Origin of the sequence: Burkholderia sp. BCC0397, from assembly GCF_902832865.1 — a bacterium.
Classification (GTDB): domain Bacteria; phylum Pseudomonadota; class Gammaproteobacteria; order Burkholderiales; family Burkholderiaceae; genus Burkholderia.
Genome location: NZ_CADFDL010000005.1, coordinates 369,139 through 387,640, shown reverse-complemented (window position 1 = coordinate 387,640; position 18,502 = coordinate 369,139). Strand labels below are relative to the sequence as shown.

At 67.3% G+C, this 18,502-nt stretch carries 19 protein-coding genes; 1 reads left to right on the top strand and 18 read right to left on the bottom strand.

Features of this window, described 5'->3' with window-relative positions:
• Positions 1-7: 7 nt before the first annotated feature.
• A complete protein-coding gene (locus tag HWX03_RS19205) occupies positions 8-232 on the bottom strand; it encodes a hypothetical protein (RefSeq protein ID WP_244132678.1) in 225 nt (74 codons plus the stop codon).
• A gap of 282 nt (positions 233-514) precedes the next feature.
• On the opposite strand from HWX03_RS19205, the gene acnB reads away from it, so the two are divergent.
• Positions 515-3,100 carry a bifunctional aconitate hydratase 2/2-methylisocitrate dehydratase gene (acnB, locus tag HWX03_RS19200; protein WP_175872269.1) on the top strand — a complete coding sequence of 862 codons (2,586 nt, stop codon included), beginning with the start codon at positions 515-517 and terminating at the stop codon, positions 3,098-3,100.
• A 114-nt stretch (positions 3,101-3,214) separates the two neighbouring features.
• On the opposite strand, the gene HWX03_RS19195 is transcribed toward acnB, so the two are convergent.
• From HWX03_RS19195 to HWX03_RS19115, 17 genes are all read right to left on the bottom strand, one after another.
• The gene (locus HWX03_RS19195; RefSeq protein WP_175872268.1) at positions 3,215-3,727 is read right to left on the bottom strand and encodes a DUF4274 domain-containing protein; all 513 of its coding nucleotides are present in this window, start codon (positions 3,725-3,727) and stop codon (positions 3,215-3,217) included.
• A 72-nt stretch (positions 3,728-3,799) separates the two neighbouring features.
• Positions 3,800-4,213, bottom strand: coding sequence for a PPC domain-containing DNA-binding protein (locus HWX03_RS19190; protein WP_175872267.1), 414 nt, complete (start codon positions 4,211-4,213; stop codon positions 3,800-3,802).
• A gap of 74 nt (positions 4,214-4,287) precedes the next feature.
• Positions 4,288-4,839 (bottom strand): GNAT family N-acetyltransferase, encoded by a 552-nt coding sequence (locus tag HWX03_RS19185; protein ID WP_175872266.1) that lies wholly within the window; start codon positions 4,837-4,839, stop codon positions 4,288-4,290.
• A gap of 173 nt (positions 4,840-5,012) precedes the next feature.
• A complete protein-coding gene (locus tag HWX03_RS19180) occupies positions 5,013-6,413 on the bottom strand; it encodes an MFS transporter (protein WP_175872265.1) in 1,401 nt (466 codons plus the stop codon).
• A gap of 37 nt (positions 6,414-6,450) precedes the next feature.
• The gene (locus HWX03_RS19175; RefSeq protein WP_175872264.1) at positions 6,451-7,695 is read right to left on the bottom strand and encodes an FAD-dependent oxidoreductase; all 1,245 of its coding nucleotides are present in this window, start codon (positions 7,693-7,695) and stop codon (positions 6,451-6,453) included.
• A complete protein-coding gene (locus HWX03_RS19170) occupies positions 7,692-8,654 on the bottom strand; it encodes a VOC family protein (RefSeq protein WP_175872263.1) in 963 nt (320 codons plus the stop codon). Before HWX03_RS19170 ends, HWX03_RS19175 begins: the two co-directional genes overlap by 4 nt.
• Positions 8,655-8,672: 18 nt before the next feature.
• Complete coding sequence (locus tag HWX03_RS19165; protein WP_175872262.1) at positions 8,673-10,163, bottom strand: aldehyde dehydrogenase; 1,491 nt, start codon at positions 10,161-10,163, stop codon at positions 8,673-8,675.
• A 72-nt stretch (positions 10,164-10,235) separates the two neighbouring features.
• Complete coding sequence (locus HWX03_RS19160; RefSeq protein ID WP_175872261.1) at positions 10,236-11,051, bottom strand: aspartate dehydrogenase; 816 nt, start codon at positions 11,049-11,051, stop codon at positions 10,236-10,238.
• Positions 11,044-12,711 carry a thiamine pyrophosphate-binding protein gene (locus HWX03_RS19155; RefSeq protein WP_174387910.1) on the bottom strand — a complete coding sequence of 556 codons (1,668 nt, stop codon included), beginning with the start codon at positions 12,709-12,711 and terminating at the stop codon, positions 11,044-11,046. The genes HWX03_RS19160 and HWX03_RS19155 overlap by 8 nt, the downstream gene beginning before the upstream one ends.
• A complete protein-coding gene (locus HWX03_RS19150) occupies positions 12,704-13,501 on the bottom strand; it encodes an SDR family oxidoreductase (RefSeq protein ID WP_175872260.1) in 798 nt (265 codons plus the stop codon). Before HWX03_RS19150 ends, HWX03_RS19155 begins: the two co-directional genes overlap by 8 nt.
• A complete protein-coding gene (locus tag HWX03_RS19145) occupies positions 13,498-14,355 on the bottom strand; it encodes an IclR family transcriptional regulator (RefSeq protein ID WP_175872259.1) in 858 nt (285 codons plus the stop codon). Before HWX03_RS19145 ends, HWX03_RS19150 begins: the two co-directional genes overlap by 4 nt.
• Positions 14,352-15,263 carry an alpha/beta fold hydrolase gene (locus tag HWX03_RS19140; RefSeq protein WP_175872258.1) on the bottom strand — a complete coding sequence of 304 codons (912 nt, stop codon included), beginning with the start codon at positions 15,261-15,263 and terminating at the stop codon, positions 14,352-14,354. Before HWX03_RS19140 ends, HWX03_RS19145 begins: the two co-directional genes overlap by 4 nt.
• Positions 15,264-15,281: 18 nt before the next feature.
• The gene (locus tag HWX03_RS19135; RefSeq protein ID WP_031399108.1) at positions 15,282-15,809 is read right to left on the bottom strand and encodes a cupin domain-containing protein; all 528 of its coding nucleotides are present in this window, start codon (positions 15,807-15,809) and stop codon (positions 15,282-15,284) included.
• Between the two features lie 29 nt (positions 15,810-15,838).
• Entirely contained in the window at positions 15,839-16,609 is a 771-nt protein-coding gene (locus HWX03_RS19130; protein ID WP_175872257.1) for an SDR family oxidoreductase, read from the bottom strand.
• Positions 16,602-17,672, bottom strand: a complete 1,071-nt coding sequence (locus HWX03_RS19125; RefSeq protein ID WP_175872256.1) for an aromatic ring-hydroxylating dioxygenase subunit alpha — start codon at positions 17,670-17,672, stop codon at positions 16,602-16,604. Before HWX03_RS19125 ends, HWX03_RS19130 begins: the two co-directional genes overlap by 8 nt.
• Positions 17,673-17,732: 60 nt before the next feature.
• The gene (locus HWX03_RS19120) at positions 17,733-18,044 is read right to left on the bottom strand and encodes a recombinase-like helix-turn-helix domain-containing protein (RefSeq protein ID WP_175872255.1); all 312 of its coding nucleotides are present in this window, start codon (positions 18,042-18,044) and stop codon (positions 17,733-17,735) included.
• Between the two features lies 1 nt (position 18,045).
• Entirely contained in the window at positions 18,046-18,363 is a 318-nt protein-coding gene (locus HWX03_RS19115; RefSeq protein WP_174387903.1) for a non-heme iron oxygenase ferredoxin subunit, read from the bottom strand.
• Positions 18,364-18,502 lie beyond the last annotated feature (139 nt).

Sequence of the window (18,502 nt, the reverse complement as noted above, 5' to 3'; positions counted from 1 at the left end):
ACCCCCGCTACGGGTTCATCGTCGCGTCGATCAGATCGTAGGCCCTCTCCGGCAACACACCGTCCGGATTCTCTAGGCCGTTCTGGCGATACCCGTCTTCATCGACCTCCGGATGCGGGCCGGCGCGGCCGACGCGCCCCTTGCCGTCACGGTACGTGGCGGCCGCGATGCCCTTGTTCGGATAGGTCGCCGGCACGACCCCGCCGGCGCCGGCCGGCGCGGCCGGCAGCATCGCGCCGTCCCGTGTGCCGTTTTCTGCGGGCTTGTGCAGATATGTGCGACGCCGGCCACCTGAACCGACACCCTGCATCCGCGCGCCGCGCCATGCCCGACAAGGCCGCCCCCCCCATCCCGCCGCGCCTTCCGTCTTTCGCGCCATCAACTCTTATATAAGACATAAGACATTTGACGTTCCACACCATTGAGATTAGAATCCCGCTCAAAGCAGTGCCTGGAATAGCCCCGGAGTGCCGGCAAGGCCTTCCCCTCAAACGCAATATCAGCAGGTCTCCCCATGCTTGAAAACTTTCGTGCTCACGTGGCCGCCCGCGCCGCGCTCGGTATTCCTCCCCTGCCGCTGACGGCTCAGCAAACCGCCGAACTGGTGGAACTGCTGGCGAACCCGCCCGCCGGCGAAGAGCAGACGCTGCTCGACCTGATCACCTATCGCGTGCCCGCCGGCGTCGACGAAGCCGCCCGCGTGAAGGCCGGCTTCCTGGCCGCCGTCGCGAAGGGCGAGACCGCCTGCCCGCTGATCTCGCGCGAACGCGCGACCGAGCTGCTCGGCACGATGCTGGGCGGCTACAACATCCAGCCGCTGATCGAGCTGCTGTCCGACGAAGCAGTCGCGGCCGTGGCTGCCGACGCGCTGAAGAAAACCCTGCTGATGTTCGACCAGTTCCATGACGTGAAGGAACTCGCCGACAACGGCAACGCGCACGCGAAGGCCGTGCTGCAGAGCTGGGCCGATGCCGAATGGTTCACGAGCCGTCCGGAAGTGCCGGAAAGCCTGACCATCACCGTGTTCAAGGTCACGGGCGAAACCAACACCGACGACTTGTCGCCGGCACCGGACGCCACCACCCGCCCGGACATCCCGATGCACGCGCTGGCGATGCTGAAGAACGCGCGCCCGGGCATCACGCCGGAGGAAGACGGCAAGCGCGGCCCGGTCAAGTTCATCGAATCGCTGAAGGAAAAGGGCCACCTGGTCGCCTACGTCGGCGACGTGGTCGGCACCGGCTCCTCGCGCAAGTCGGCCACCAACTCGGTGCTGTGGTTCACCGGCGAAGACATCCCGTTCGTCCCGAACAAGCGCTTCGGCGGCGTGTGCCTCGGCGGCAAGATCGCCCCGATCTTCTACAACACGATGGAAGACGCCGGCGCGCTGCCGATCGAGCTCGACGTGTCGCAGATGGAAATGGGCGACGTGGTCGAACTGCGCCCGTACGAAGGCAAGGCGCTGAAGGACGGCAAGGTCATCGCCGAATTCCAGGTGAAGTCCGACGTGCTGTTCGACGAAGTGCGCGCCGGCGGCCGCATTCCGCTGATCATCGGCCGCGGCCTGACCGCGAAGGCGCGTGAGGCGCTGGGCCTCGCGCCATCGACGCTGTTCCGCCTGCCGCACCAGCCGGCCGACAGCGGCAAGGGCTTCTCGCTCGCGCAGAAGATGGTCGGCCGCGCCTGCGGTCTGCCGGAAGGCCAGGGCGTGCGCCCGGGCACGTACTGCGAACCGAAGATGACCTCGGTCGGCTCGCAGGACACCACCGGCCCGATGACCCGCGACGAACTGAAGGACCTCGCGTGCCTCGGCTTCTCGGCCGACCTCGTGATGCAGTCGTTCTGCCACACCGCCGCGTATCCGAAGCCGGTCGACGTGAAGACGCACCAGACGCTGCCGAACTTCATCAGCACGCGCGGCGGCATCGCGCTGCGTCCGGGCGACGGCGTGATCCACTCGTGGCTGAACCGCATGCTGCTGCCCGACACCGTCGGCACCGGCGGCGATTCGCACACGCGCTTCCCGATCGGCATCAGCTTCCCGGCAGGCTCGGGCCTGGTCGCGTTCGCGGCCGCCACCGGCACGATGCCGCTGGACATGCCGGAATCGGTGCTGGTCCGCTTCAAGGGCAAGATGCAGCCGGGCGTCACGCTGCGCGACCTCGTCAACGCGATTCCGCTGTACGCGATCAAGCAAGGCATGCTGACGGTCGCCAAGCAGGGCAAGAAGAACATCTTCTCGGGCCGCATTCTCGAAATCGAAGGCCTGCCCGACCTGAAGGTCGAGCAAGCGTTCGAGCTGTCGGATGCGTCCGCCGAGCGTTCGGCAGCCGGTTGCACGGTGCACCTGAACAAGGAACCAATCATCGAATACCTGAACAGCAACGTCACGCTGCTCAAGTGGATGATCGCGCAGGGCTACCAGGATCCGCGCAGCCTGCAGCGCCGCATCGCGGCGATGGAACAGTGGCTGGCCGACCCGCAACTGCTGTCGCCGGATGCCGACGCCGAATACGCGGCCGTCATCGAGATCGACCTCGCCGACATCCACGAGCCGATCGTCGCCTGCCCGAACGACCCGGACGACGTGAAGACGCTGTCGGACGTCGCCGGTGCGAAGATCGACGAAGTGTTCATCGGCTCGTGCATGACCAACATCGGCCACTTCCGTGCCGCGTCGAAGCTGCTGGAAGGCAAGCGCGACATTCCGGTCAAGCTGTGGGTCGCGCCGCCGACCAAGATGGACCAGAAGCAGCTGACGGAAGAAGGTCACTACGGCGTGTTCGGCACGGCCGGCGCCCGCACCGAAATGCCGGGCTGCTCGCTGTGCATGGGTAACCAGGCACAGGTGCGCGAAGGCGCGACGGTGATGTCGACGTCGACCCGCAACTTCCCGAACCGTCTCGGCAAGAACACGAACGTGTATCTCGGCTCGGCGGAACTGGCGGCGATCTGCTCGCGTCTGGGCAAGATCCCGACCAAGGACGAGTACATGGCCGACATGGGCGTGCTCACCGCGAACGGCGACAAGATCTACCAGTACATGAACTTCGACCAGATCGAAGACTTCAAGGAAGTGGCCGACACCGTGCAGATGTAAGCACGCAGTCGGGCTGCGGCGGGTGGTCGACGTCGCAGCGCACTGAAAGGCGCCGCGGGCCGAATGGCCGCGGCGCTTTTTTTCATGCGTTCGCGAACGGAAGCGCTCGCCCGGTCAGTCGTACAGCGCGTGTAGCCGCTCAACCACGTCGAACGGCAAGCCTTCGTCATACCCGTCCGCTTCGTCGAGATCGACGTACTCGCGGCCGTCGGTCGGCTGCAGCATCAGTGCCGGCACGGGCCGCGCGACCGGTACGTCCGGATAATCGTTCGGCCCCGCGCCATCGAAGTCATGCGGATCGAACCAGATTCCGTGATTGGCGTAATAGCCATCGGCGTAACGTTGCTCGATTTCGCGAAGCAACCGGAACGTATCGAGTTGATACGACGCGTCGCCCAGATCGCTTTCGTTCGCATACTGCACGAACCACGCGGCGCCGAGATTCCAGTAGATCAGCAGTGCGGTCGCGCGATCGACGTTGCGGTTGTCCAGCAGCCAGCGCAACGCGCGGCCGTTGCCGTCGTAATTGGAGCGTGCGGCGAACCGGTGCCACTGCTCGGGTGTCGCGCCTTCGAGCCAGGCCCGGACGATGTCCCACGCCTTCTGTTCGATTTCGGTGTCGTCCATGGATTGCGTCTTGCGGAATGAGCGGTAAAGGGAAAGTCTTCGATGAGCGGCGATTCTAGCGCCGCTGCCCATTCACGTGGCGTCGCCGCCCGACTCGCGACGGATCACCAGTTCGTTGAAGCCGGTGCCCGCATCCGGCTCGCGCGAGAAGCGATGCGCGGGCAGCAGCGCGAGCAGGATCTCGGCCGTCGTGCGCACCACGCAGCCGCTCGCGACATGGCCGCCCGTCACGCGGCCGTCCGCACCCGAGATCGACATGTGCAGATGCGCGCCGTCCGGCGACACCGAGCCGGCCAGCGTCAGGATTTCGAGGTCGCCGCGCAGCTCGGTCGGCTGGTCGACGCCGGCGAAGCGCAACTGCGCGACGCTCAGGCTGCCGATGCCCTGGATCACGAAGGCCGCGTGCAAATCGTGGCGACGCAACGCTGCTTCGATCGCGCCGCGCAGATCGTCGCCGGGGGAAAGACGCAGAGGATGAGCTTGCATGGTCGAGAACCTGTTGATCGATCGTGGTGTCGACCAAGCGTACGTTCACTCGGCGAATCAGGCAAGTCGGCCACTTACGCGCCGCGATCGCTCGCCAGCAACCCGTACAACGCGCTGTCCGACACTTCGTCGCCGACGATCCAGCGTTCGCGCAGCAGCCCTTCCCGCACGAAGCCGAGCCGTTCGAGCAGCCGCGCCGACGCGGCGTTGCGCGGATCGATATCGGCCTCGATCCGGTTCAGCTTCAGTGCACCGAATGCATGCTCGATCACGGCCGACGCCGCTTCGCGCATGTATCCGCCGCGCCAGAATGTGCGCCGCAGGCTGAAGCCGATCTCGGCGCGCCGGCACTGCTCGTTCGCGTGGAACAGCGAGCACTCGCCGAGCGCTTCACCGGTTTCCCGCAGTTCGAGCACGCAGATCAGGCCCTGCCCGCTCGCGGACGTCTTCAGGTTGCGCGCGACGCGCTCCGCCGCCTGCTCGATCTGCGTCATCGGCGAGAATGAGAAATAGCGCATCGCTTCCGCATCCGACCAGATCTCGAAGAACGCCTGCGCATCTGCTTCGCGAAGCGGGCGCAGGACGAGGCGAGAGGTATGCAGCGTGACGGGTTCGAACAGGGGCATGGCGCGGCCTGATGAAAATCGGGACCGTGAATTAGAACACGCCAGCCGTGCGCCAACAATCGCGCGACCACTCGGCACCCTGCACGCCACTGCGGGAGTGCCCCGAAACAAAAAGACCCGGCGCACATCGCCCGGGCCTTTCCGTTCACTTCATCCACCGCTGCGGAATACGCTTACGCTTCAAGCGCTTCCAACACCTTGCCTTTCGTCTCGATCCCGACGAAGTGCACCGTCAGCGCCGCGATCAGCGGCACGATGCCGATCAGGTAGAACGCCGGCGCGAGATTCCCGCCGATGATCGCGTGCGGCACGATCATCGGCGCGGCGAACGACGCGATCTTCAGCCACGCGCTGCCGAGCCCGCAGCCGGACGCGCGGATGCTCGTCGGATACTGTTCCGGCGTATAGACGTACGCGGTAATGAACCCCGACGCCATCAGCCCGAGCGACAGCGAGCAGAAGATCGCGACCACATACACCGACGACGCGTGATAGATGCCCGCGAGCGCCAGCGACAACGCGCACAGCACGAACGACCACACGATCACCGGCTTGCGGCCGAGCTTGTCGACCAGCAGCGCGGAGGCCAGCGACCCGAGCACGCCCATCACCGAGCCGATCACCGCGAGGTTCAGCGCGAGCTGCAGCGGCGCGTGATAGAAGTTCTTGTAGATCGTCGGCAGCCACGTCGACAACCCGTACTGGATGAATCCGCAGGTCGCCCACAGCGTCGCCACCGCGAGCGTGCGCTTGCGGTACGCTGCGCTGAACAGGTCGCTCATCCGGCGCTTCGGATGCTGGCGCACCATCTCGTCGAACGCGGCCACCTGCGTGACCGGCGGCAGTTCGCCGCGCACCGATCCTTCGAACACGCCGACCGCGCGCCCGGCTTCCGCGAGCCGTCCGCGCGACGCGAGCCAGCGCGGCGATTCCGGCACGAGGTGCGTGAGCACGAGCGACAGGATCAGCGGCAGCCCGCCGACGAAGTACATGATTTCCCAGCCGAAGCGCGGCACGAGCCACGCGCCGAGCGCCATCGACACGAGCAGGCCGATCGGGAACACGATCTCGTACAGCAGCACGAAGCGGCCGCGGCCATGTGCGCGCGTGATCTCGTTGATGTACGTGGCGGCAACCGGCAACTCGCCGCCGAGCCCGAGCCCCTGCAGGATCCGCAGCAGCACGAACACCTCGAACGTCGGCGCGAAGCCGCATGCGATGCTCGTGATGCCGATCACGGCCGAGCTCCACGCGATCGCCTTCACGCGGCCATGTTTTTCCGCGAGCGCGGGAAACAGGAATGCGCCGATCAGCTGACCGATCGCGCCGGACGCGATCAGCATGCCGATCTGCGTCGGCGACAGCCCCCATTTGTGAATCAGCAGCGGCAGCGTCGCCGCGATCGTGATCACGTCGAAGCCGTCGAAGAACGTCGCGGTGCCGATCAGCACGCGTGCGCGGATCTGCATCGCGTTGGCCGGAAGCCGCTCGAGCCGCGCGATGATCGCGCCGGGCGTGGAGGCGGCAGCTTCCATCGTGGCCCTGCCGGCCACGACGTTGTCGAAAGTGCTCATGCGGGATGTCTCCTGGATCTCTTTCCGGTTGGGCCGGTCAGGCAAGCGCTCGGGTCGTGTCTGCCAGGGCTTCCGTATCCACTGCCCGGCCCTGGTTCATCCACTTGCGCGCGAGCTTCAGCTCGCGTGCGTTGTTGACGGCGATGACACCTCTCACATGCCCATCGCCCAAGAAAAACAGCGTCGCGCGGCGCGCGGCGAGATCGCCGCGCACGACGAGCTGCGCATCGGCCGGCAGATCACCGAGGATCTGCAGGTTCACGTCGTATTGATCGGACCAGAACCATGGAATCTCCGCGTACGGTGCGCGCACGCCGAGCACGGCTTTCGCCGCCGCGATCGCCTGGTTCTGCGCGTTCGCCCACGATTCGAGCCGCACGCGCCGCTTCAGCCAGCCGTTGTGATGGTTCGCGACGTCGCCGCACGCGAAGATCGCCGGGTCGCTGGTCGCGCCGTATTCGTCGACGACGATGCCGTCGTCGAGCGCCAGCCCCGCATCGCTCGCGAGCGACGCGTTCAGCGCGAGACCGATGCCGGCCACCGCGAAATCGGCGTCGATCGTCGTGCCGTCGGCGAGCGTCGCGCGCACCTTCGACGCGTCGTTCGGCTGCGGGTCGAGCGACGCGAGCGCCGCGCCCGTCCGCACGTCGACACCGTTCGAACGATGCAGGTCGAGCAGGAAGTCGGACACGATCTGCGGCACCGAGCGGCCGCACAGCCGCGGTGCGCCTTCGACCACGACGGCTTCGACGCCGAGCTTGCGCGCGGTCGCCGCGACCTCGAGGCCGATCCAGCCGCCGCCGATCACGAGCACGCGCCGGCTCGCGCGCAGCTTCTCGCCGAGCGCGGCCGCTTCGTCGAGCGTGCGCAGGTAATGCAGGTTCGGCGTGTTGACGATCGCATCGGGCAAGCGGCGCGACGTGCCGCCGGTCGCGATCACGAGCCGGTCGTATTCGATCTCGCGGCCGCTTTCGGTTTTCACCACGCGGCGCGCGCGGTCGATCGAGGCCGCGCGTTCCGGCTGCCACGCTTCGACGTTCAGCGCGTCGAATTCGTCGGGTCGCACGACGCGCACGGTTTCGATATCGGCGTCGCCGGCCAGCACGGCCTTCGACAGCGGCGGGCGCTCGTACGGCAGGTGCGGCTCGTCGGCGATCATCACGAGGCGGCCCGCGAAACCTTCCGCGCGCAACGTCTTCAGCACCCAGCCGGCGGCCTGGCCGCCGCCGATCACGACGACCGTGCTCGGCGCGGCCAATTCCTGCGTGTTTGCTTCGCTCACGATTTCCGCTCCGTCATGAACTTGCCTTCCGGCGCCTTCGCGTTCTTCTGCCGGCGCGTATTGCCGTCGAGGCCGCCGTCGACGGCCCACTCGGCGAACACGGTCGGGCCCGGCTCGAATTCGCGCGGCTGCCATTCGGGCGTCAGCACGTCTTCATCCGCGTAGTACTCGATCAGCGCGCCGGCCGGATTCTGGAAGTACCAGAAGTACGCGGACGACACCGGGTGACGCCCCGGGCCAAGTTGCGTTTCCCAGCCGCAGCGGTCGATGTGCATGCCGCCGCCGAACACTTCGTGAATGTCGCGCACGGTGAACGCGACGTGGTTCAGGCCGCGTTTGCCATTCGGCAGCGCGAGCAGGAACAGGTCGTGATGGCCGCCGTGCGGCGCGCAGCGCATGAACGCGCCGCGGCCCGGATAGCGATCCGACGTCTCGAAGCCGAGCAGCGCGTGATAGAACTTTTCCTGCGCGTCGAGGCAGTTCGAGAAGAACACGACATGCCCGACCTCCACCGGCTCCGCACGTGCATAGATCGGACTCGGCTGGTCGACGCGCAGCGTCTGGCCCCACACGTTCGACGGCGAGCCGGTGATGTCGAGTGCGCGCTTGCGCGTGACTTCGATGCGAATCGCCATCCCGTTCGGATCGATGCAGCCGACCGCATCGTCCTGCGCGTAATAGCCGGGCTGGCCGGCCAGCTTCGTGCGCAGCGCGTCGAGTTCGCCTTGCGTCGCGACGCCCCACGTGACTTCCCGCAGCGTCGGGCCTGCTTCGAACGCGGGCGGCAGCGACGGATCGTCGGCTTTCACGACCAGCACGGTGCAACCGTTCAGCGTCTCGAAGCGTGCGCGCGTGTCGTCGTGCGCGACTTCCTTCATCCCCCAGTCGGCGAAAAAGCGCCGGCACGTCGCGAGGTCATCGACACCGTACGTGATCTGCTCGATTCCCAAGATGCTCATTGCGTCATTCCCCTTCGCTCAGTTCGCCCACGGCAGCGGCGCGTCGTTCAAGCCCCAGTAGAGGCTCTTCTGCTGCATGTATTCGCGGATGCCGAGACGCCCCTTCTCCCGCCCCATCCCGCTCTCCTTCCAGCCCGAGAACGGCGTGGAGATCGAGAACAGCTTGTACGTGTTGATCCAGACGGTGCCCGTCTCGAGCGCGCGCGCGATGCGCCACGCGCGCTTGTAGTCGCGCGTCCAGATGCCGGCGGCGAGACCGAACACGCTGTCGTTCGCCTGCGCGATCAGCGACGCTTCGTCGTCGAACGGCATCGCGACCAGCACCGGCCCGAAGATTTCTTCCTGACAGATACGCGCACTGTTCGGCAAGCCTTCGAGGATCGTCGGCTGATAGAAGAAACCGTCCTCGCGCCCGTCGCCCGACGGCCGCTCGCCGCCGCACAACAGGCGGCCGCCTTCTTCCAGCCCGAGCGCGACGTAGCGTTCGACCGACTCGCGATGCTTCGCGGTGATCAGCGGGCCCATCTGCGTGTCGGGCCGCGTCGGGTCGCCCACGCGCAGCTTGCGGGCGCCGGCCACCAGCCGCTGCATGAATGCGTCGTACACCGCGCGCTGCACGAACAGCCGCGAACCGGCGATGCATGCTTCGCCCGACGAGCTGAAGATGCCGTACAGCACGCCGTTGACCGCGTGATCGAGATCGGCGTCGTCGCATACGATCGTCGGCGACTTGCCGCCGAGTTCGAGCGACACGGGCATCAGCTTCTCGGCCGCGATGCGGGCGATGCCGCGGCCCACTTCGGTGCCGCCCGTGAACGACACCTTCTTCACCAGCGGATGACGCACCAGCACGTCGCCGATCACCGAGCCCTTGCCCGGCAGCACGCTCAACACGCCCTTCGGCACGCCGGCTTCCTCGCAGATGCGCGCCAGCGCGAGCGACACGAGCGGCGTGACTTCGGCCGGCTTGAGCACCACCGCGTTGCCGCCGGCCAGCGCCGGCGCGAGCTTCTGCGCATCGGATGCGATCGGCGAATTCCACGGCGTGATCGCGGCGATCACGCCGATCGGCTCGTACACGCTCATCGTCAGGTAGTCGCCGCGTGACGGCGTCAGCTCCTCGTCGAGCGTTTCGAGGCACGCCGCGAAATAGCGGAACGTGTTGGCCGCGCTGGCCACCAGCACGCGCGTCTCGCCGATCGGCTTGCCGTTGTCGCGGCGCTGCAGGTTGGCGAGCGCCTCGTGGCGCTGCATGATCAGGTCGGCGATGCGGTACAGCACCTGCGCACGCTGGTGCGGCTTCAGGCCGGCCCAGTCGGCGCGGCGCCACGCGGCATCGGCCGCCACGACGGCGTCTGTCGCGTCTTCCGCGCTCGCCGTCGACACTTCCATGTTCACCGACTGGTCGGCCGGATAGATGCTCGTGTAAGGCGCGCCACGGCCGCGCCGCCACTCGCCGCCGATCAGGATGTTGCCGTCGGGTACGAGGCTCGTATCGAAAGAAGTCATGTCACAAGTCCCACAAATCTGTCTCTGCACGTCCGCCCTCGCCGTGGCGCGGGCGGACGCTCGATGGTCCGGTCAGATCACGCAGCAGGCCGCGCGGTTGCGCAGCGCGCGGATCGCGCTGTACGCCGTCAGCGCGGACGTCTTCGGGTTGTCGGGCAGCGGCTTGCCGCTCATTTCCAGCGACATCTCGCCGAATGCGCCGCGCGCGGTGATGCGGTGCACGTTGCGCTCGACCGCCGGATCGGCGATCAGGCGCACGTGCGTCGCGTCGAGGCCGAGGCCCGCGAGCGCAACCGTCGCCGCGACATTCGCGTTCTTCGGGTACAGCCGCGCGGCGTCGCGCGCGGTGCCTTCGAAGATCACCTTTTCCTCGGTCATCGCGCGCAGGTCGCACTGCGCCTCGGCCGGCGTGCCGAGCCAGCCGAGCGGCGGCTTGCGGCCGACGTACAGCACTTCGTCGAGGCCGCCCTGCTTCGCGGACGCCAGCGCATCGATGCCGCCGATCGCGCCCGACAGCAGCGTCACCGTCGAGCTGCCCTCGTCGGCCGCTTGCGACAGCATGTCGAGCAGCACGAGATCGGACAGCGCGCCGATCGACGCGACCGCGCAGTCGGTACCGGCCTTCAGCAGCGGCACGACGTGATCGACGAGCGCGCTGTGGCCCGCGCATTCGAGCGCGAACTCGGGGCGGCGGGCCAGTACGTCGACCGACGACACGACCTCCACCGCGCTGCCGAGCGCGCCCTGCACCGCCGCGCGCTGGTGCTCCGGTACGATCACGTGCGCAACGCGCAGCGACGTATCGTGCTCGACCGCGCGGTACACGGCCGCGCCGATCGCGCCGAAGCCGATCATCGCGACGTCGATGGGGGCGTGCGTGTTACGCATACTGGCGCTCCGTCGGCGCTTCCTTCTTCACCGGCGGGCCCGCGAATGCCGACGCGAACGAGCCGACCGACAGCATGTCGACCTCGACCATCACCGGCCCCTCCTTCGCGATCCCTTCGCGCACGATCGCTTCGGCCTGGTCGAGCGACGTGATCCGGTAGTGCGTGAGGCCGAAGCTCGCGCAGAACTGCGCGAAATCGGGCTGGTGCAGCTGCACGAAGCAGCGGCGGCCGCCGTAGTGCGCGTCCTGGATGTTGCGGATCACGCCGTAGCACTGGTCGTTCATCAGCACGATCATCACGTTCGCGTTTTCCTGCACGGCCGTCACGAGCTCGCCGACGTTGACCATCAGGCCGCCGTCGCCGACCAGGCACACCGTCTTCGCCGCCGCGCCCGCGAGCGCCGCGCCGATGCCCATCTGGATACCCTGGCCGATGCCGCCGCCGAGCGCATGCACGCCCGAGCGCGGCTCGAAGATCTTCAGCAGGCGGTTGCCCCACGTGCTGTTCGAGATCGTCACATCGCGCACCCAGTTGTAGTCGCGGCCGACGGCACCCTGCAGCGTGTCGACGAGCTTCTTGTACGGCCCGAGGCCCTTCGCCACGTCGGCCACCGCGTCCTCGCGGGCCGCCGCGAGGTCGGCGGCGAATTGCGGATCGACCGACAGGCGGCCTTCGAGGCGGTCGGCCAGCTCGGCCAGCACGCGCTTCGAATCGCCATGCACGAACAGCGCGTTGCGATAGCCGCGGTTGTCGGCGAGCGCATCGGCATCGACGCGGAACAGCGGCTGCGGCAACGCGAGCTTGTATTTCAGCGTTTCGTTGCCGCGCAGGCGCGAGCCGACCACGACGAGCGCGTCGCAGGTCTTGTAGAACGCTTCGACGGACGCATGCACGTTGAACGCGCCGAGCGTCGCCGGATGATCTTCGGGCAGCACGCCGCGGCCCTGCACGCTCGTCACGACACCGAAGCCGAGCTTCACCAGGCGTTCGACTTCCGCGCGGGCATGACGCGCGCCGCCGCCGAGCCACAGCAGCGGGCGGCGCTTGGCCGCGAGTGCGTCGGCGAGCTTCGCGACGCGTGCTTCGTCGTGCTCGCACACCGCGACGTGTGCCGGTGCGAGGTCTTCCGGCCATTCGATTTCGGCCGCCTGGATGTCGATCGGAATCTCGACGGACACGGGGCCCGTCGGCGCGGTCTGCGCGATGCGCACGGCTTCGCGGATCGTCGGCAGCACGGTTTCGACGGTGCGCACACGGAACGCGGCCTTCGAGATCGAGTCGAGCATCGACAACTGGTCGGGCGCTTCGTGGATGTACGCCAGATCCTGGTCGAGGTACGGCGTCTCGATCTGCCCGGTGATGTGCAGCAGCGCGGTGCCGGCCGTCAGCGCCTCGACCATCGCGCCGGCGGCATTGCCTGCCGCCGTGCCCGTGCTCGTGAACGCGACGCCGAGGCCGCCCGACACGCGGGCCAGCCCGTCGGCCATGTTCAGCGCACCCGCTTCACCGCGTGCACCGACATACCGGATGTTGCCGCGCGAGTTGATCGCGTCGAGGATCGGCATGTTGTGGATCGAGATGACACCGAATGCGGTTTTCACGCCGCACTGCTCGAGAAAGGCGGCAATCAGCTCGCCAACCGTGGTTTTTTCAGACATGGCGTGCAAAGCCTCCAGAAACGTCGATATGGCTGCCCGTCGTGTAGGACGACAGATACGTTGCGAGATAAAAAAGTGCCCAGGCGGCCTCGTCGGGCTTGCCGAAGCGGTTCAGCGGAATGTTCTTCTTGCGGGCGAGCGCGCCCGTCCAGTCCTCCCAGCTTTCGCCGGCCTGCGCCTGCGTGTCGTAGCGGCGACGCCACTGCCCCGACTCGACGATGCCGATCAGGATCGAGTTCACGCGGATCCGCTGCGGCGCCAGTTCGGTCGCGAGCGACTTCACGAGGCTCAGCACGCCGGCACGCGCCGACGACGTCGCGACCATGTGCGGCTCGGGCTGCAGCGCGAGCAGCGAGTTCACGCAGGTGATCGTCGGCGCCTGCGCGTCGCGCAGCAGCGGCAGGAATGCGCGCGTCGGGCGGATGATGCTGAAGTACTTCAGTTCGAGCTCGTCGCGCCATGCGTCGTCGGTCGTGTCGGCGAAGGTCGACACGCGGCCCTGGCCGGCGTTGTTGACGAGCATGTCGGCGCGGCCGAAGCGGTCGGACACGGCTTGCGCGAATGCGGTCAAGTCGGCTTCGTCGAGCACGTTGCAGCGCGCGGCCAGCAGTTGTGCGCCTGCGTACTTGTTGCGCAGCATCGCTTCGGCGCGTGCGAGGCGGTCGCCGTCGCGGCCGCAGATCGCGACCGACGCGCCGGCCTGCAGGAACCGTTCGGCCGTCGCGAGGCCGATGCCGGACGAGCCGCCCGTCACCACCGCCACCTGCTCGGTCAGATCGATCTCAATCATCGGAGTCCTAACGCCTTCATAAACGTGTGCTCGTCATCCGAGCGGTAATTGAGCCGCCGCGACAGTTCCGCCGCCGCGCGCTGCACCTTGTCGATCAGCCCGTCCGCGATCAGCGCCGCGTCGATCTCCGGACGCGGCACCGTCACCGTGATGCACGCGACGATCCGTTGCGTCTCGTTGCGCACCGGCGCCGTGACGACCGAGATCCCGCGCTCGAACGACGAATTGCTGACGCCGTAACCGCGCAGCGCATCCTCGCGGATCACGTCGTACAGCGCATCGACCGTTTCCGGCGTCGCGCTCGTCATCCGGTTCAGCGCGCCTTCCGGATACAGCGCATGCAGTTCCTTCAGCGACAGGTCGCCCATCAGCACGTGGCCGTGGGTCGTCGCATAGGCGGGCAGCCGCGTGCCGACGTTCACGCGGATCGAGCTGAACACCGGCGACTGGCTCTGCGCCTTCGCGACGAACACCACGTCGCGGCCGTCGCGGATCACGATGTGCGTCGTGAAGCCGGTCGCGTCACGCAGGCTCTCGATCACCGGCAGGCCGAGATCGGTCAGCTCCAGCGAGCTCAGGTATTCGAAGCCGAGCCGCAGCACGGCGATGCCGAGCTTGTAGTTGCGATCCTTGTCCGCGCGTTCGAGAAAGCCGAGCGATTCGAGCGTCTGCAGCAGACGGAACACCGTCGTGCGCGGAATGCCGAGCCGCTTCGACAACTCGGGCGCGCCGAGCACGGGCTCGCGCGGCGAGAATTCGGCGAGGATGCGCAGCCCGCGCTCGAGGCCCGGCACCACGTAGCTGGCTTCGGCCTTCGTGTTGTCTGCGTCCTGCTGTTGCAACGGTTCGCTCATACCAGCCCCCGCTGTTGATCGCATTGGCGACAGAAACTGTCGATCAGCGCGGAATAAGCGGCCGGCGCTTCCACATAACCCGCATGCCCCGCCTGCGGAATCACCTGCAGCCCGACGTGCGCGACCGCGGCGATCCGCTCGCAAGCAGCCGGCGGCGTGATCGCATCGTTCGCGCCGACCGCCACCGCCGTGCGGCCGCGGAAACCGGCGAGATCGGCCGCAAGATCGGCGTTCGCGAGCAGATGCGTGGCCTGCGCATAACCGGCCGGCACGATGCGCGCCATGTTCCAGCGCACCCACGCCCGCGCCTCCTCGTTCGCGAACCCCGACAGCATGTTGCCGCTGCGCTGCTCGGCGAGCCCGGCCGGGCCGAGTTCCGCGAGCATCGCGAGCCGCGCGTCGCGGCGCGTGTCGCGCGTTTCGGCCGGTGCGCTGCCGTAGCCGCCCGCGGGCGAGATCAGCAGCAGGCCGGCAATTCGCGCGGGCATCAGGCGGGCCAGCCCACCCGCGATGATCGCGCCGAGCGAATGCCCGACCAGCACGCAGCGTTCGATGCCGAGTGCCTCGAGCCACGCGTTCAGCGACGCCGCGTAATCGGCGGCGGCCGGCGACGCGCCGTGCACGGGCGTCGACACGCCGTAACCGGGCGCATCCCACGCAAGCACGCGGCGCGATGCGCCGAGTGTGTCGAGCTGGCGGACCCACGATGCGGCGCCCGAGCCGATCCCGTGCAGCAGCACGACGGGCAGCGCGCGGCCCGCCTGCTGCGCGCCGGCTTCGCCTGCGCCAGCCTCACGGTAGCCGATCGTGCCCGCCGCGCCGGCTTCGCAACGCTGCTCGGGAAACTGCGCGAGCAGCGCGGCGAACGCCGCGGTGCGGTCGCGTTCACGTTTGTCGATGACACTCATTGCTTTACCCGCCCCGTCTCAACGCTTGATCTTCGCGAGCGGCGAATCGGGTGGATACGTCGGCGTGATCGGCTTCGACGAACCGAGCATCACGCACATCAGCGCGTCTTCCTCGCCGATGTTGATTTCCGTGCGATACACGCCCGGCGGCACCGAGATCAGGTCGCGCTCGCCGAGGATCGCTTCCCACGTCTCGCCGTCGCGCTCGCAGATCACCTTCATCTTGCCGCGCAGCACGAAGAAGATTTCCTCGACGTCGATGTGGATGTGGCTCGGGCCGATGTTGCCGGCCGGGATGACCATCGTCGAAAACGTGAAGTTGCCGGCCGGCACCGTGTTGACGTCCTTCGCGACGCCCGTGCCGCCCGTGCCGACGTAGCGCATCTGCGCACGGCGGTACTTCGGGTCGTAGTCGGCCTGGAACTTCAGCGCGTCCCAGTCGTAGCGCCGCGTCGCGTAGCGCGCGACGCGCCCTTCCATCCAGTCGCCGAAGCTTGCGTCTTCCGGCTGGTCCCACGACTTGCGTTCGAGATCTGCATCCGCCATCGTCCTCTCCTTCATTCCGAGTGAAAACTTCAATTCATTACGAAGCCGCCGTTGACCGGCAGCAGTTGGCCCGTCACGAAGCGCGCGCCGTCCGACAGCAGGAACAGCACCGGGCCCGTCACGTCCTCGGGCACCTGCGCGCGCGTCAGCGCACGGCCCTCCATGTAGAACGCGTGACGCTCGGCCGGCACGTAGGCGGTCGCCTCGACTTCGGTCAGCCCCGGCGCGATCGCGTTGACCGTCACGCCGTGCGCGCCGAACTCGCGTGCCTGCGCATGCGTCATCGCGATCACGGCGCCCTTGCTCGCGACGTACGCGAGCAGCTTCGGCGCGCCCCACAGCGCGGTGTCCGACGCAAGGTTCACGATCGCGCCGCGGCCCGACTGCGCAAGGTGCGGCAACGCCGCATTGCTGACGAGCCACACGCCGCGCACGTTCACGTTCATCACGGCATCCCAGGTCGACACGTCGAGTTCCGTCGACAGCTTGCCGCCCGAGTTCGTGATCGCCGCGTTGTTGATCAGCGCGTCGATACCGCCGAGCGCCGCCGCGCCCTGCGCGACGAATGCGTCGATGCTGGCCGGGTCGGCGAGGTCGAGTGCGAAGAAATGTGCGGTGTGGCCGGCTTGCGCGAGCTGCGCGGCCAGCGCGCGGCCCTCTTCCACGAGCACGTCGCCGAACGCGACCTGCGCACCCGCTTCGACCAGCGCCTTCACGAAGGCGGCGCCGAGACCGCGCGCGCCGCCCGTGACGAGCACGCGGCGACCAGGCAGCGCCACGACCGGAGCGAACTCAGCCATTCGCGGGCTCCGAAGTGGCATGCGCCGCGCGATGCGCATCGAGCGCGGACAGGTGCTCCTGCGCACGCTGGCGCAGCATCCGGCGCACGCGCGTGATGCCGACGTCGTGCTGGTACAGGTATTCGTGATCGCGCGCATGCGGCGCGAGGCTTTCGAGGACGTAGCGGTCCTGCTCGAGCACGTCCCAGTGCAGGCCTTCGAGGCGGTTGCGGTACATGAAGCGCCACACGTCGCGCTGCCAGCCGCTGACCTTGCGGGTACGCCAGAAGTAGACCTGGCAGTGGTCGCCGTCGACCGGCGTCGCGAAGCCGATGATCCCGAAGTTGCCGCCCGGGCCGAACTTCTGCTTGTACGGAATCGCAAGGCGCATCCACAGGCAGCCGGTTTCGCCGAGTTCGACCCAGTCGAAGTTCACGTCGCGCTGGCCGACCTTCTCGAACATCAGGCCCGTTTCCGTCTTGCGCACGCGCATCTCGGCCTGCTTGTCGCCTTCGGCCATCGAGTGCGACGTCGCGTGCAGATACGCGCCGTGCATCGGGTCCATCACGTTGTCGATCGCGTACTGGTAATTGCACGTCCAGTTCGACACGCACAGGAAGTGGCCGTATTCGTCGGCGACCAGTTCTTCCGGCAGGTTCAGCGGCGCCGGCTCGCCGTGCGCTTCGTCGCCGAACCACAGGAAGATCGCACCGGCCTTCTCTTCGACCGGATACGACTTCACGCACTTGGTGCCCTCGAGCGGACAGTTCGACACGGCCGGCACACGGTTGACCGTGCCGCCGCCGTCGATTTCGATGCCGTGATACCAGCACGCGATGTTGCCGCCGAGATTCCAGCCGAGCGACAGGCGCGCGCCGCGATGCGGGCAGCGATCTTCCAGCGCATGGACTTTGCCGTCGTGATCGCGCCACAGCACGATCTGCTCGGACAGGCGCGTGAGGCCGACGGGCGCGTTCGACACCTGCCAGCTCGGCGCGACGGGATACCAGTAGTTCTTGATGCCGCGATCGAGATAGTCGCGGACCGGGTCGTGTTGGGCTTCGTGTTGTACGGGGGACGTCATCAGTGTGCTCCGGATGCGGTTGTCGGGTCGGCGCTCAGGCGCGCGGCGCGGTCGGCGCGCTCATTCCGCCAGCGAGGCCATTTCGGCGCGGAAACGCTCAGGTGTCCAAACCGTGCCGTCCGGCGCGCGGAAGCCGATGCGGTTCAGGCCCGCGACGACATCGTCCAGCTCGGTCGCGCCGCTCTCGAACACGCGTTCGAGCGCATCGCCGAGGTCGTTCTCGTACTGGGTCGGTTCGGCCTTGCGGTTCTGCCAGACCTGGTTCTCGGCCTGGCCGGGGATCTCGATCTGCCCCTTGCCCGCGATGTTGTTCGGCTGCGGCGCCACCCACGGCTTCAGGAACGGATTGAAGTTGACGGTCGCTTCTTTCATGTCATTCCACCTTTACTTGGATTTCTTCGCCGGCCAGGCGCACCGCGTACTGCTTCAGCGCACGTCCGCCCGGCCCCTTCAGGCATTCGCCCGTCTTGATGTCGAACACGGCCTCGTGCAGCGGGCATTCGACCGTGCCTTCGTCGACGAACCCCTGCGTCAGCAGCGCGTACGCATGCGGGCACACGTTCTCGAGCGCATACACGTCGTCGCCGACGCGGTAGATCCCGATTTCCACGCCGTCGGTCCGCTTGAACTCGATCGGCGTGTCTTCCGACAGCGCGCCGGCGTGACCGGCGCAAACCCATTGTTCAGACATCTCGCACCCTTCCTTCTGATCGACTCTCGGCCTGCTCCGATTTGTTCCATATTAGGAACAGCAGTTTATGGATGGTGATTATAGAAGTGACTTTCCACGAGTAAAACAAAAAGCTGCATGTCCTAGGGAAAACACCGAC